We start from the raw sequence: 13,712 nt of genomic DNA, 5'->3' as shown, positions 1-13,712 counted from the left end.
GACACGGTGTCTGCCCTGTGACCACGGTGTCTCCCCTGTCACCACGGCGTCTGCCGTGACCGGCCCGGACAGTGGTGTGCCGCCCGCCCGACGCGAGGTCGAGGGGGCGGCACACGGCATACGGACCGGCGATGGCGCGTCAGGGGCGCGGCGGCTCCGTGCCCTCCACCGGCGGCGTCGGGGGCACCGGCGGTGCCACCGGCAGGTCCGTGGCGGGGGCCGGGTCGAGCGCGGAGTCCGGTGCGGCGCCGGGCTCACGCTCGGGAACGGCGTCCGCCGGACGGCCGATCGGGGGCTGGACCCGCTGGACCGGTGCCGCGTGCTCCGTCGCCTCCTGCGAGGCGCGGCCGGCCTGGCCACGCGCCTCGGCGAGGGCCTGCGCCGGGTCCTCCAGCGCGGTCTCCTGGAACACGTCCGGCTCGTCGCCGGGATCCACCCACTGCTCGTCGTCGGAGCCGTCCGGGCTGGGGCCGCGGTCGGTGGCGCCGAGCGCGCCACCGATACCGCGCAGGGCATCGGTGAGCTCGCTGGGGATGATCCACATCTTGTTGGAGTCGCCGCGGGCTATCTGCGGCAGGACCTGGAGGTACTGGTAGGCCAGCAGCTTCTGGGTCGGCTTGCCGCGGTGGATGGCGTCGAACACCTGCTGGATCGCGCGGGCCTGGCCCTGCGCCTCGAGGATCCGGGCCTGGGCCGAGCCCTCGGCGCGCAGGATCTGGCTCTGCTTCTCGCCCTCGGCGGTGAGGATGTTCGACTGCTTCACGCCCTCCGCGTTCAGGATCGCCGCACGGCGGTCGCGCTCGGCCTTCATCTGCTTCTCCATCGACTCCTGCACCGAGATGGGCGGGTCGATGGCCTTGAGCTCGACGCGGTTGACGCGGATGCCCCACTTGCCGGTCGCCTCGTCGAGCACGCCGCGCAGCTGGGCGTTGATCTGGTCGCGGCTGGTCAGGGTCTGCTCGAGGTCGAGCGAGCCGATGACGTTGCGCAGCGTGGTGACGGTGAGCTGCTCGATGCCCTGGATGAAGTTCGCGATCTCGTAGACGGCGGACTTGGCGTCGATGACCGAGTAGTAGATGACCGTGTCGATGTTGACGACGAGGTTGTCACTGGTGATCACGGGCTGCGGCGGGAACGAGACCACCTGCTCGCGCAGGTCGATGTTCGCGCGCACCTTGTCGACGAACGGCACGAGAAAGTGGATGCCACCCTCGAGGGTGCGCGAGTAGCGCCCCAGCCGCTCGATGATCAGGGCCGTCTGCTGCGGCACGATCCGGACCGTCCTGATGATGACGATCGCCGCAAAGACGATCAGCAGCACCAGGACGATGAAGCCTGCACTGAAGTCCATCCGTCACTCCCCTGTCTTGTCCGACACGTGCTGGTCGGACACCCGGTCCACGAAGGCGGTCGCCCCCTGGATCGACACCACGCGCACCTGCTCACCCGGTGCGATGCGGTCGGCCGCGTCGGCGACCCTGGCGGACCACGTCTCGCCGCCGAGCTTCACGCGCCCCTCGGTGTCCGTCACCGTCTGGAGCACGTATGCCGTGCGGCCGACGAGGCCGCGCGCCCCGATCGTGTCGGCCTCGTAGTTCTCGTTGAACTTCCGCTTGAGGAAGGGCCGCACGACGAGCAGGAGCACGACGGCCACGACCACGCCGACGACGATCTGCAGGGCGAAGCCCGCCCCCATCGCGGCAGCGACCGCCGAGGCGAGTGCCCCGGCGGCCAGCATCACGAAGACGAAGTCCACGGTCGCGGCCTCGATGGCCCCGAGCACCAGCGCCACGCCCAGCCACGCGAGCCACGGGCTGTCACCGATCCAGTTCATCCGTCCCCTCCTGACGACCCTGTGCGCTCAGCGTGGGCGCACACGGGAACCGGCACCGTCACCGGTTCCCAAACCCTAGGACGCTCCGGCCCCGCCGGTCGTTCCCTCGCCGGTGCGCAGGCGCGCGGCATACCGGTCGCCCCGCCTCTCGAGCTCCAGCGGCATGCCGAACGTCGCCGACAGGTTCTCGGCGGTCAGGGTGATCTCGACCGGTCCCTGCGCGACGATCTTGCCCTCGCGCAGCAGCAGGACGTCGGTGAAGTTGGGCGGGATCTCCTCGACGTGGTGCGTCACCAGGACCAGTGCCGGCGCCTCGAGGTCGGCGGCGAGCTCGCCCAGGCGCCGGACGAGGTCCTCGCGGCCACCGAGGTCGAGTCCTGCGGCCGGCTCGTCGAGGAGCATGAGCTCGGGGTCGGTCATGAGCGCTCGGGCGATCTGCACGCGCTTGCGCTCGCCCTCGGACAACGTCCCGAACGTCCGGTCGGCGAGGTGCTCGGCACCGAGCGCGCCCAGCAGCTCGGAGGCCCGGACGTGGTCGAGGGTGTCGTAGTCCTCGCGCCAGCGGCCGACGACGCCGTACGAGGCGGTGACGACGACGTTGTGGACCGCCTCGTGCGCCGGGATCCGCTCGGCCAGCGCGGCCGACGCGAGGCCGATCCGGGGCCGGAGCTCGAACACGTCGACCGCACCGAGGACCTCGCCCAGGATTCCTGCGACGCCGCTGGTCGGGTGCATCCGCCCGGCCGCCAGCTGCAGGAGCGTGGTCTTGCCCGCCCCGTTGGGGCCGAGCACGACCCAGCGCTGCCCCTCCTCGACCTCCCAGGTGATGTCGTCGAGCAGGACGGTCGAACCACGGACGACGCTGACGCCGGCGAACTCCAGGACGTCACTCATGGCTCGCGACCCTATCGGCTTAGCATGGCTGGATGCCCGAGCTACCCGCTTCCGTGCGCCTCGCGTTGTGGACGACACACGTGTCGTCGACCGGCGGGCGGCTCGAGGACGCGATGCGACTCGCCACTCCCGATGTCGACCACGTCGCGGGAGACCTCGACCGGCTCTCGCTCTGGCGCGACCTGGGGGAGCAGGCACTGCTCGTGGCGCTGCCCGCCGCCGGCGACCTGACGGGCGTGCCCAAGGCGCCGGCCGAGGCGCAGGGGGCGGCCGCGGCTGCCGGCGAGTGCGTCTTCGTGCCGGGCATCGGCGGGATGCTGGTGCCGACGGTGTCCACCTACGGCGCGGACGCGACGGCCGCTCCGGCCGCGGCCGGTGGCATCGGTTCCCGCGCCCGCGACGGGCTCGACACGGGCACCCGGGTCGACTGGGCGGCATACGACAGCGCACCGGTGCCACGGCACCGGGTCGAGGCGCTCGACACCTCCCAGCTCGAGCGGCACCTGCGCGAGGAGCTGCTCACGGCGACCGAGGCGTTCGACGCAGTGGGCGGCCAGCCGTTCGCCGGGTCCGCCGCCCGTGACCTCGCCGACGCCGCGCTCGGTGGGGCGTGGGGTCTGCCGTCGGGTATGCCGGGACGCGCGGCTCGCGTCATCGCGCTCGCGGGGACGGTGGGCCAGATCGTCGACGTGGCACTCGCTGCGGGTGACGGCGCGCTGACGGCCACGGACGCCGGGCGGAGGCACGCGCTGCTGCTGCGGCTCCAGCGCAGCGCCGACCGGACGCTCGCCGACGCCACCAACGCCGCCTGTGCCGTGATCGCCGGGTGGCGCCCCGCCTGACGGGGGTGATGGGCACGAGCCGTGTGGCTTGGCCCGAATCTCGCTGGGCAGCAACGGAATTCGCGATGGACAACCATGGTCATCACGTTCGAACAGGTGTACGATTCAGGTATGTCGTCCACCCCTCTCGCGCTCGCCCGGGACACCCGGCAGCGGGAGCTGTGGGCGCGCACGGCGCAGGTGGCGGGCCGGCTGAACCGGGCGCAGGCGGAGCTGGTCGAGGTCGCTCGCGAGCTCATCGAGGACCGGCACTGGGGTGATGGTGGGTTCCGGTCGCCGGAGCACTACCTCGTGGTGCGGGCCGGCCTCTCGCCGGAGCACGCGGCCGACGTCGTACGAATCGCGCGTCGCACCGCGGAGCTACCCGCGGCGGTTCAGGCGCTCGACGCGGGTGAGCTGTCGCTGGACCAGGTCGCCGTCGTGGCCCGGCGGGTCCCGTCCACGCACCAGGAGCAGATGACCCGCCTGGCGCGGCACGCGACGGTGCCGCAGCTGCGCCGGATGTGCGCACGCCACGTGTTCGACCAGGGCGGCGGGATGCCGGCGGGGGCGCCGGGCCAGCCGGTCGAGGCGCCGGGCCAGCCGGTCGACGGTCGGCCCACGGTGGTCCGTGACTCGCTGGCCGGGCAGTCGGCGCCGGAGCGCCGAGCCTGCGCCAAGCCAGAGCTCGCCATGCACTACGACGCCAACGGCCGGTTCCACCTGCGCTACTCCGCTCCCGCCACCGTGGGTGCGCTGGTCGAGCAGGCCATCAAGGAGGCCAAGGACGCCCTGTTCACCCGGGCACGCGGGTCCGGGTCCGACGACGACGGCGACCCCGCACGGAGTCCAGGCGAGCCGGACCACACCGCCATGGCTGCTGCGGCCGCCGCCGGCCGGTCCGGCGTCACCGGCCGGCCGACCCACGCCGATGCCCTGGAGGAGCTGGCGAACCGGTCACTGGCCTCGATCGCCTCGACCAGCCGGGCGTCGCACTACCGGGTCTACCTGCACCTGTCGACCGACGGGGCGTGGGTCAACGGCGGTCACGCCATCCCGCTGCGGCTGCTGGGCCGGTTCGTCAGCGACGGCGTGGTCCAGCCGGTGTGGGAGACCGAGGGCCGCCCGGTCTCGGTGGGCCGCGGCATGCGGATCCTGCCCGAGCGGACACGCCGGCTGGTCGAGGACCGCGACCGCGGCTGCCGGTTTCCCGGGTGCGGGGCCACCCGGTTCGTCGAGGTCCACCACGTCCAGGCCTGGTCCGACGGGGGCGCCACCGACGAGGACAACCAGGTCAGCCTCTGCCCGCACCACCACGACGCCCTCGACCGGGGCGACTTCAGCCTCACCGGTGACCCGACCAGGCCCGACGGGCTCGTCGCGACCAACCGGTACGGCATCCGCATCCGGCCACCGCGCCCCGTCGACACCACACCTCCGCCGGGCGGCGACCCACCCGTCCCGCTGGACGCCTACACGCCGCCGACCGGTGAGCCGGTGCGCTGGCGGGACCTCGACATCCTCCCCGACTCCGGGCTACCACCACGCCGGGGTGGGTGAGCGCACGCACGCGGACTCGGCGACGGGCGCCTCCGGGCGGTGGACTGACACCCGCCCCAGGCCACCCAGTTCGCGGGGGCGCGGAAGGTGACCCGTCAGCGGCGGGCGAGGACGGAACGGTAGACGTCGAGGGTCTGCTCGCCGATCGACGCCCACGAGAACGCCTCGACCGCGCGCTTGCGGCCGGCCTGCCCCATCCGCCGGGCCCGGCCGGTGTCGCTCACCGCATCGGTGAGTGCCGCGGCGAGGTCGGCGACGAACCGGTCGGCGTCGAGCGGGATGCCGCTGCCGTCCTGGCGCTGCTCGATCGGCACCAGCCAGCCGGTCTCGCCGTCGACGACGACCTCGGGGATCCCGCCGGTGGCGGTCGCGACGACGGGCGCCTCGCAGGCCATGGCCTCGAGGTTGACGATGCCGAGGGGCTCGTAGATCGACGGGCAGGCAAAGACGGTCGCCGACGACAGCAGGGCGACGACCTCGGCACGCGGGAGCATCTCGGGGATCCACACGACCCCGGTGCGGCTCGTGCGCAGCTCCTCCATCAGGCCCTCGACCTCGGCCTTGATCTCAGGGGTGTCCGGCGACCCCGCGCACAGCACCAGCTGCACCTCCGGCGGCAGCTGCGCAGCCGCCCGCAGCAGGTACGGCAGTCCCTTCTGCCGGGTGATCCGCCCGACGAACACCACCGACGGCCGGTCGGGGTCCACCCCGTGCCGGCGCACCGTGTCGAGGTCCTCGTGCCGTCGCCACAGCTCGGAGTCGATGCCGTTGTGCACCACCGCGACCCGGTCCGGATCGACCTGCGGGTAGGAGCGCAGGACGTCCTGCCGCATGCCCTCGCTGACCGCGATCACCGCGTCCGCCGCCTCGTATGCCGTGCGCTCCACGAACGAGGACAGCCGGTACCCGCCGCCGAGCTGCTCGGCCTTCCACGGGCGCATCGGCTCCAACGAGTGCGCCGTGACGACGTGCGGCATGCCACCGAGGAGCGAGGCCACGTGGCCGCCGAAGTTGGCGTACCAGGTGTGGGAGTGGACGACGTCCGCGCCGACGCAGTCCCCCGCCATCGACAGGTCGACGCCCATGGTCCGCACGGCGGCGTTCGCGCCCGCGAGGTCCGGCAGGTCGGCATACCCGGTCGTGCCGTCCTCGGCCACGGGCTCGCCGAACGCGCGCACCCTGGTGTCGATGTCGCCGCGGGCACGCAGCGCGCGCACCAGCTCCGCGACGTGGACCCCCGCGCCGCCGTAGATGTTGGGCGGGTACTCCTTGCTGAGGATGTCCACTCTCACGCCCGGAAGACTAGTGCCGTGATCCGTTCGCGGACAGGGGTCGCCACGTCGGCTGGCATTCCCTAGGGTCAGCGGTATGCCGTATCGCCGCGGAGCCCCGAGAGTCCTGGCCATCGTCCTTGCGGGAGGGGAAGGCAAACGGCTCATGCCGCTCACCGCCGACCGCGCCAAGCCGGCCGTGCCGTTCGGCGGCATCTACCGGCTCATCGACTTCGCCCTCTCCAACGTCGTGAACTCCGGCTACCTCAAGGTCGTCGTGCTCACGCAGTACAAGTCGCACAGCCTCGACCGCCACGTCACCAAGACCTGGCGCATGTCGAACATGCTCGGCAACTACGTCACCCCGGTGCCGGCCCAGCAGCGCATCGACAAGAACTGGTACCTCGGCTCGGCGAACGCGATCTTCCAGAGCCTCAACCTGATCCACGACGAGCAGCCGGACATCGTCGTCGTCGTGGGCGCCGACCACGTCTACCGCATGGACTTCTCCCAGATGGTCAAGCAGCACATCGAGACCGGTGCAGGCGTGACCGTCGCGGCGATCCGCCAGCCGATCTCGCTCGCCGACCAGTTCGGCGTCATCGAGGTCGACGACGCGGACCGCCGCAAGATCGGCGCGTTCCGCGAGAAGCCCAAGGACGCCAAGGGCCTGCCGGACTCCCCTGACGAGGTGCTGGCGTCGATGGGCAACTACGTCTTCGACGCCGACGTGCTCGTCGAGGCGGTCACGCGCGACAACGACCGCGAGGGCAGCAAGCACGACATGGGCGGCGACATCGTGCCGGCGTTCGTCGCCGAGGGCCGCGGCTACGTCTACGACTTCAAGGACAACGTGATCCCGGGCGCGACCGAGCGCGACCAGGCGTACTGGCGCGACGTCGGGACGATGGACTCGTACTGGGAGGCCCACATGGACCTCGTGTCCATCCACCCTGTCTTCAACCTCTACAACTACGACTGGCCGATCTACACCGACTACGGCCCCTTCCCACCGGCCAAGCTGGTCCACGGCGCCGCGGGCAAGTTCGGCGAGGCGCACAACTCCGCCGTCTCCCCCGGTGTCGTCATCTCCGGAGCGACCGTCACCAACTCGGTCCTCTCGCCGCGCTGCCACATCCACAGCGGCACGACGATCGACGACAGCGTCCTGCTCGACGGGGTCGAGGTCGGCCGCGGCTGTGTCATCAGGCGCGCCATCATCGACAAGGGCGTCGTCGTCCCGCCGGACACCACGATCGGCGTGGACCGGGAGAAGGACCTGGCGCGCGGGTTCATGGTCACCGAGTCGGGGCTCACCGTCGTCGCCAAGCAGCAGGAGGTCCCCGCGTGAGCGAGCGTCCGATCCGGATCGCCGTCCAGCTCCAGCCCCAGCACGCCGAGTACGCCGCGATCCGCCGTGCCGCCGCGGAGGCGGAGGAGATCGGTGTCGACGTCGTGTTCAACTGGGACCACTTCTACCCGCTCTACGGCCAGGCCGACGGCGCGCACTTCGAGTGCTGGACGATGCTCGGCGCCTGGGCCGAGGCGACCGAGCGCGTCGAGATCGGTGCCCTCGTCACCTGCAACGGCTACCGGAACCCGCAGCTGCTGGCCGACATGGCCCGCACCGTCGACCACATCAGCGACGGCCGCCTCATCCTCGGCATCGGCTCGGGCTGGTTCGAGCGCGACTACGACGAGTACGGCTTCGAGTTCGGGACCGCGGGCGGCCGCCTCGACCGGCTGGCCCACGACCTGCCGCTCATCGAGCAGCGCTGGGCCAGGCTCAACCCACCGCCCACCCGCCCCATCCCCGTGCTGATCGGCGGTGGCGGCGAGCGCAAGACCCTGAAGATCGTCGCGCAGCACGCGAACATCTGGCACGGCTTCGGCAGCGCGGACACCATCGCGCACAAGCACGCCGTCCTCGACCAGTGGTGCGAGAAGATCGGCCGCGACCCGGCCGAGATCGAGCGATCCGCCGGTGTCTCCCCCAAGCCCGGGCGCCACCCCGAGGACGTCAAGGACTACGCCGCCGGCGCCGAGGCCCTGTATGCCGTGGGCACGCGCCTGTTCACCGTCGGCATCGGGGGCCCGCACTACGACCTCGGGCCGCTGCGCGACCTGGTCGCATGGCGAGACTCGCGCCAGGGGTCCTGACCCGCGTCGATATCGTGACCGCGTGACCGAGCCGAACCCCGAGCAGACGCCGGGGGGCGTCCCGACCACCGGCCCCGCTGCGACCACCGGTGCCGCTGCGACCACCGGTGCCGCTGCGACCACCGGTGCCGCTGCGACCACCTGCGCCGAGGACGTCGCGACCCTGCTCGTCACCATCAGCGGTGACGACCGCCCGGGAGTGACCAGCGCGTTCTTCGACGCCATCGCCGATGTCGGGGCGGAGGTGCGCGACCTCGAGCAGGTGGTGGTCCGCGGCCACCTCACCCTCGCCATGCTCCTCGCGCCGGGGGCCGGCGAGGACCGGCTGCGCGAGGTGCTCACCGCCGTCGGCCGCGACCTCGGCCTCAAGGTCAAGCTGCGCAGCGGCACCGGAGACAGCCTGCGCCAGCGCAGCGGACGTGCCGCCGTGGTCGTGCTGGGGTCCCCGCTCCGGGCGAGTGCCGTCGCCTCGGTGACCGCCCGGATCGCCTCGCACGGAGCCAACATCGACCGCATCCGCCGGTTGGCGCGCTACCCGGTCACGACCGTCGAGTTCGACGTCTCAGGCGCCGACGTCGACCGGCTGCGCCGCGAGCTCGCCCTGGAGTCGAGCATCCACGGCGTCGACATCTCCGTCGCGGTCGGCGGCCTCGCCCGGCGGGGCCGCCGGCTCGTCGTCATGGACGTCGACTCCACCCTCATCCAGGACGAGGTCATCGAGCTGCTGGCCCTGCACGCCGGCAAGGAGCGCGAGGTCGCCGAGGTGACCGAGGCCGCCATGCGCGGCGAGCTCGACTTCGCGGAGAGCCTGCGCCAGCGGGTGGCCGTCCTCGAGGGCCTGCCGGTGTCGGTGCTGGACGACGTGCGGGCCGCCGTCCGGTTCACCCCCGGGGCCCGGACCCTCGTTCGCACCCTGAAGCGGCTGGGCTTCACCGTCGCCGTCGTCTCCGGCGGGTTCCTCGAGGTCGTCGAGGACCTGGCGCGGGAGCTCGGCATCGACCACGCCCACGCCAACCGCCTCGAGGTGCGCGACGGCCTGCTGACGGGCCGCGTGCTCGGCGAGATCGTCGACCGGCAGGGCAAGGCGCGGGCGCTTCGCCGGTTCGCCGAGGAGGCCGGGCTGCCGTTGTCGCGGACCGTGGCCATCGGCGACGGCGCCAACGACCTGGACATGCTCGAGGCCGCGGGCCTCGGCGTGGCGTTCAACGCCAAGCCGGTGGTGCGCGAGCAGGCCGACACCTCGGTGACCGTCCCGTACCTCGACGCGGTCCTCTACCTGCTCGGCATCACGCGCGAGGAGATCGAGGAGGCGGACGCGGCTGACGGCACGCCGACACCGGCTCCGCCGATCCCGCAGCCCGGCTCCTAGGCTGGCGCAATGGCATCCCCGAGGAAGCGCGGCCGGCCCACCCTGTTCGTCATCGGGGGTGCCGAGGACCGCGTCGGCAAGGCGACCGTGCTGCGGCGGTTCGTCCGCCTCGCGGGCGGGCGGCGCGCCCGCATCGTCCTCATTCCCACGGCGTCCTCGTTCCCCGACGAGGTGACCGCCTCGTACACCGACGTCTTCACCCGGCTCGGCGCCCCGGCTCCCTCGGTCGTCGACCCCCAGGACCGGGTGGAGGCCCACGACGAGGAGCTCGTCGCCCTCGTGGACGGGGCCACCGGCGTCTTCATGAGCGGCGGCAGCCAGCTCAAGCTCAGCCAGCGCTTCCCGGGCACCCCGCTCGGCGACGCGATCCACCGGGCGCACGCCCGGGGTGCGGTCGTCGGCGGCACGTCGGCCGGCGCCTCGATCATGAGCCAGTTCATGATCTCGATGGGCGACGAGGGCATCACCCCGCGCCAGCGGCACAGCCAGCTCAGCGCCGGTCTCGGCCTCGTCGAGGGCGTCATCATCGACCAGCACTTCGCCCAGCGGTCGCGCTACGGGCGGCTCATGTCGATGGTGGCCGCCTCCCCCAGCCTGCTCGGCATCGGCATCGACGAGGACACCGCGGTCGAGCTCGTCGACGGCCGCACGTTCACCGTGCACGGCTCGGGTGCGGTGTTCGTGCTCGACTGCCGCACCGCCCAGTCCGACGCGCCCGACGCCCGCCGGGGGGCCCCGCTGATGGTGTCCGGAGCGGTCGTGCACTCGCTGCCCGCAGGCGCTACGTTCGACCTCGCCGAGGTGCGGCTCGTCGAGTTCGTCGAGAAGCACCCGGACGCCGCGGTCGCCCTGGCGACGGCCAAGGCCTGACCGCCCCCGGAGCGTGTGCCGACGACGTCACTGCCCCCGTCCGTCCTGCTGACCAGCGAGGAGTGCCCATGGCAGACCGTCCCACCCCGACCGGACCCGCGGCCCCGGAGCTGCGGATCGTCGAGTCGCGGGTCTACCGCGGTGGGAACGTGTGGTCCTACAACCCGGCGATCCACCTGGTCGTCGACCTCGGTGTCCTCGAGGGCTACCCCAGCGACACGATCGAGGGCTTCACGGACCGCCTGGTCGAGCTGCTCCCCGGCCTGGAGAACCACACCTGCTCGCGCGGCGTGAAGGGCGGGTTCGTCGAGCGGCTGCGCGAGGGCACCTGGCTCGGGCACGTCGCCGAGCACGTCGCGCTGCAGCTGCAGCAGGAGGCAGGGCACGACCTGCGCCGGGGCAAGACCCGGGCGGTCAAGGGCCAGCCCGGCCGCTACAACGTCATCTACGACTACAACGACGAGACCGTGGGACTGGCCGCGGGGACGCTCGCGGTGCGGCTGGTGAACCACCTTGTGCGTGCCGAGGAGGGCTTCGACTTCACCGAGGCGCTCGACGTCTTCCTCCGCCAGGCCCAGCGCGCGGCGTTCGGCCCGTCGACGCAGGCGATCCTCGAGGAAGCCATCTCCCGGGACATCCCGTACATCCGCCTCAACAGCGCCTCCCTCGTCCAGCTGGGCCAGGGGGTCCACGCGCAGCGGATCCGCGCCACGATGACGTCCAAGACCGGCGCGCTGGCCGTCGACATCGCCTCCGACAAGGACATGACGACCCGGCTGCTCGCCTCTGCGGGGCTGCCCGTGCCGAAGCAGGAGACCGTCCGGTCCGCCGACGGGGCTGCCGCCGCGGCCCGGCGCATCGGCTTCCCCGTCGTCGTCAAGCCGCTCGACGGCAACCACGGCCGGGGTGTCGTGCTCGACCTGCAGTCCGAGGACGAGGTCCGGGACGCCTTCGTCGTCGCCGAGGGCGAGTCGCGGCGCGGCTACGTCATCGTCGAGTCGTTCATCACCGGCCGCGACTACCGGTGCCTCATCGTGGGCGGGAAGATGCAGGCGATCGCCGAGCGCGTCCCGGCGCACGTGATCGGCGACGGGTCCCACACGGTGAGCGAGCTGGTCGACATCACCAACGCCGACCCCCGTCGCGGCGTCGGCCACGAGAAGGTCCTCACCCGCATCAAGGTCGACGACGCGGCAGTGGCGCTCGTCCGCGACCAGGGCTGGGAGATGGACCAGGTGCCGCCGGAGGGGCAGATGGTCAAGCTCGCCCTCACCGGCAACATGTCGACGGGCGGCATCTCCGTCGACCGCACCTTCGAGGCCCACCCGGACAACGTCGAGATCGCCGAGGAGGCGGCCCGGATGATCGGGCTCGACGTCGCCGGCATCGACTTCATCTGCCCCGACATCGCCTCGCCCGTGCGTGAGACCGGCGGCGCGATCTGCGAGGTGAACGCCGCGCCCGGGTTCCGGATGCACACGCACCCGACGGTCGGCGAGCCGCAGTACATCGCCCGGCCCGTCGTGGACCTGCTCTTCCCACCCGGCTCCCCCTCCCGCGTGCCGATCGTGGCCGTCACCGGCACCAACGGCAAGACGACCACGTCGCGCATGATCGCCCACATCTTCAAGGGGATCGGGCGCAAGGTCGGCATGACCTCCACCGACGGCATCGTGATCGACGAGCGGCTCGTCTACAAGGCGGACGCCTCCGGCCCGCGGTCCGCGCGGATGGTCCTGCAGAACCCGCGCGTCGACTTCGCCGTCATGGAGGTCGCCCGCGGCGGCATCCTGCGCGAGGGACTCGGCTACGACCGCAACGACGTCGCCGTCGTCACCAACATCGCGCCGGACCACCTCGGCATGAAGGGCATCGACACCCTCGAGCAGCTGGCCGACGTCAAGGCGGTCATCGTCGAGGCCGTGCCGCGGGACGGCTTTGCGGTCCTCAACGCCGACGACGACCTCGTGCGCAAGATGCGCCGGCGCTGCTCCGGCAGCGTCGTCTGGTTCTCGCTCCAGCCGCCGGGCAGCAAGGTGCGCGAGTACATCGACGACCACTGCCGTCGCGGTGGCCGGGCCGTGGTGCTCGAGCCGACCGACCGCGGCGACATGATCACCATCAAGCACGGGCGCCGCTCGATGCAGCTCGCCTGGACGCACCTGCTTCCCGCGACCTTCGGCGGCACCGCGAAGTTCAACGTCGCCAACGCGATGGCGGCTGCGGGCGCCGCCTTCGCCGCCGGGGCCGGCCTCCACGAGATCCGCCAGGGCCTGCGCACCTTCACCACGAGCTACTACCTCTCCCCCGGCCGCATGAACCTCGTCAACGTGCACAACGTGGACGTGTTCGTCGACTACTGCCACAACGCCCCCGGCATGCGGGTGCTGGGCGAGTTCGTCGACCGGTATGCCGAGCAGAAGTCCGGTCAGGCGGACCTGGGCAAAGTCTCCCGGATCGGCATGGTGTCGACCGCAGGCGACCGCCGCGACGACGACATGCGCGAGCTGGGCGCCATCGCGGCACGCCACTTCGACGTCGTCGTCGTCCGCGAGGACAAGCGCCTCCGCGGCCGGCCGTTGGGCGAGACGGCCGAGCTCATCGCCGACGGAGTCCGCGCGGAGATGGGCAAGGAGGGCGTGCGCTGCCGCCAGGTCGAGGTCGTGCTGGCGGAGGTCGACGCGGTGCGGCACTGCATGGCCCGTGCCAACCCCGGCGACGTCGTCGTGCTCTGCGTCGACCAGCACGCCGAGGTGCTCGCCGAGCTCGAGACGATGACGCAGTCGGCCCAGGCGGGCGCGCACAACCGCGACGGCGTGAGCGACCCCGACCTCGACCCGGTCGAGCTCCAGAGCGAGGCGGAGGTGGCCGGCAACGAGGCCGCCGCGGAGGGCGCGGAGGGCGAACCGGTCACTGCCTGAGGGGCGGTGACC

General features: G+C 72.2%; 11 protein-coding genes. 7 read left to right on the top strand and 4 right to left on the bottom strand.

Annotated elements, in window-relative coordinates:
• Nucleotides 1-139: 139 nt before the first annotated feature.
• The 3 genes from ACFUC1_RS00980 to ACFUC1_RS00970 form a co-directional block, all read right to left on the bottom strand.
• Nucleotides 140-1,351, bottom strand: a complete 1,212-nt coding sequence (locus ACFUC1_RS00980; RefSeq protein ID WP_379116017.1) for an SPFH domain-containing protein — start codon at nucleotides 1,349-1,351, stop codon at nucleotides 140-142.
• A gap of 3 nt (nucleotides 1,352-1,354) precedes the next feature.
• A complete protein-coding gene (locus ACFUC1_RS00975) occupies nucleotides 1,355-1,834 on the bottom strand; it encodes an NfeD family protein (RefSeq protein ID WP_379116016.1) in 480 nt (159 codons plus the stop codon).
• Nucleotides 1,835-1,909: 75 nt separating this feature from the next.
• Complete coding sequence (locus ACFUC1_RS00970) at nucleotides 1,910-2,728, bottom strand: ABC transporter ATP-binding protein (protein WP_379116015.1); 819 nt, start codon at nucleotides 2,726-2,728, stop codon at nucleotides 1,910-1,912.
• Between the two features lie 32 nt (nucleotides 2,729-2,760).
• Between ACFUC1_RS00970 and ACFUC1_RS00965 the strand changes: the two genes are divergently transcribed.
• Nucleotides 2,761-3,570 (top strand): hypothetical protein, encoded by an 810-nt coding sequence (locus ACFUC1_RS00965; protein WP_379116013.1) that lies wholly within the window; start codon nucleotides 2,761-2,763, stop codon nucleotides 3,568-3,570.
• Between the two features lie 111 nt (nucleotides 3,571-3,681).
• Nucleotides 3,682-5,109, top strand: a complete 1,428-nt coding sequence (locus ACFUC1_RS00960) for an HNH endonuclease (RefSeq protein ID WP_379116012.1) — start codon at nucleotides 3,682-3,684, stop codon at nucleotides 5,107-5,109.
• Nucleotides 5,110-5,204: 95 nt separating this feature from the next.
• On the opposite strand, the gene glgA is transcribed toward ACFUC1_RS00960, so the two are convergent.
• Complete coding sequence (glgA, locus tag ACFUC1_RS00955) at nucleotides 5,205-6,401, bottom strand: glycogen synthase (protein ID WP_379116011.1); 1,197 nt, start codon at nucleotides 6,399-6,401, stop codon at nucleotides 5,205-5,207.
• Between the two features lie 76 nt (nucleotides 6,402-6,477).
• On the opposite strand from glgA, the gene glgC reads away from it, so the two are divergent.
• The 5 genes from glgC (at nucleotide 6,478) to cphA (ending at nucleotide 13,700) form a co-directional block, all read left to right on the top strand.
• Nucleotides 6,478-7,731, top strand: coding sequence for a glucose-1-phosphate adenylyltransferase (gene glgC / locus ACFUC1_RS00950; protein WP_379116010.1), 1,254 nt, complete (start codon nucleotides 6,478-6,480; stop codon nucleotides 7,729-7,731).
• Complete coding sequence (locus tag ACFUC1_RS00945) at nucleotides 7,728-8,540, top strand: LLM class F420-dependent oxidoreductase (RefSeq protein ID WP_379116008.1); 813 nt, start codon at nucleotides 7,728-7,730, stop codon at nucleotides 8,538-8,540. Before glgC ends, ACFUC1_RS00945 begins: the two co-directional genes overlap by 4 nt.
• Before the next feature lie 163 nt (nucleotides 8,541-8,703).
• Nucleotides 8,704-9,909 (top strand): phosphoserine phosphatase SerB, encoded by a 1,206-nt coding sequence (gene serB, locus ACFUC1_RS00940; protein WP_379116072.1) that lies wholly within the window; start codon nucleotides 8,704-8,706, stop codon nucleotides 9,907-9,909.
• Between the two features lie 9 nt (nucleotides 9,910-9,918).
• On the top strand, nucleotides 9,919-10,779 hold the full coding sequence (locus ACFUC1_RS00935; protein ID WP_379116007.1) for a cyanophycinase: 861 nt from the start codon (nucleotides 9,919-9,921) through the stop codon (nucleotides 10,777-10,779).
• Nucleotides 10,780-10,847: 68 nt separating this feature from the next.
• Nucleotides 10,848-13,700, top strand: coding sequence for a cyanophycin synthetase (cphA, locus tag ACFUC1_RS00930; RefSeq protein ID WP_379116006.1), 2,853 nt, complete (start codon nucleotides 10,848-10,850; stop codon nucleotides 13,698-13,700).
• The last annotated feature ends 12 nt before the right edge of the window (nucleotides 13,701-13,712 follow it).

The organism is Pedococcus sp. NPDC057267, assembly GCF_042668795.1.
In the GTDB taxonomy this organism is placed as follows: domain Bacteria; phylum Actinomycetota; class Actinomycetes; order Actinomycetales; family Dermatophilaceae; genus Pedococcus.
This window is presented reverse-complemented; position numbering and strand designations above follow the sequence as displayed.

What these genes read in the sequence shown, in the direction of transcription:
- ACFUC1_RS00980 (WP_379116017.1), bottom strand. Translation starts at nt 1,351, where the DNA reads ATGGACTTCAGTGCAGGCTTCATCGTCCTGGTGCTGCTGATCGTCTTT.
- ACFUC1_RS00975 (WP_379116016.1), bottom strand. Translation starts at nt 1,834, where the DNA reads ATGAACTGGATCGGTGACAGCCCGTGGCTCGCGTGGCTGGGCGTGGCG.
- ACFUC1_RS00970 (WP_379116015.1), bottom strand. Translation starts at nt 2,728, where the DNA reads ATGAGTGACGTCCTGGAGTTCGCCGGCGTCAGCGTCGTCCGTGGTTCG.
- ACFUC1_RS00965 (WP_379116013.1), top strand. Translation starts at nt 2,761, where the DNA reads ATGCCCGAGCTACCCGCTTCCGTGCGCCTCGCGTTGTGGACGACACAC.
- ACFUC1_RS00960 (WP_379116012.1), top strand. Translation starts at nt 3,682, where the DNA reads ATGTCGTCCACCCCTCTCGCGCTCGCCCGGGACACCCGGCAGCGGGAG.
- glgC (WP_379116010.1), top strand. Translation starts at nt 6,478, where the DNA reads ATGCCGTATCGCCGCGGAGCCCCGAGAGTCCTGGCCATCGTCCTTGCG.
- ACFUC1_RS00935 (WP_379116007.1), top strand. Translation starts at nt 9,919, where the DNA reads ATGGCATCCCCGAGGAAGCGCGGCCGGCCCACCCTGTTCGTCATCGGG.
- cphA (WP_379116006.1), top strand. Translation starts at nt 10,848, where the DNA reads ATGGCAGACCGTCCCACCCCGACCGGACCCGCGGCCCCGGAGCTGCGG.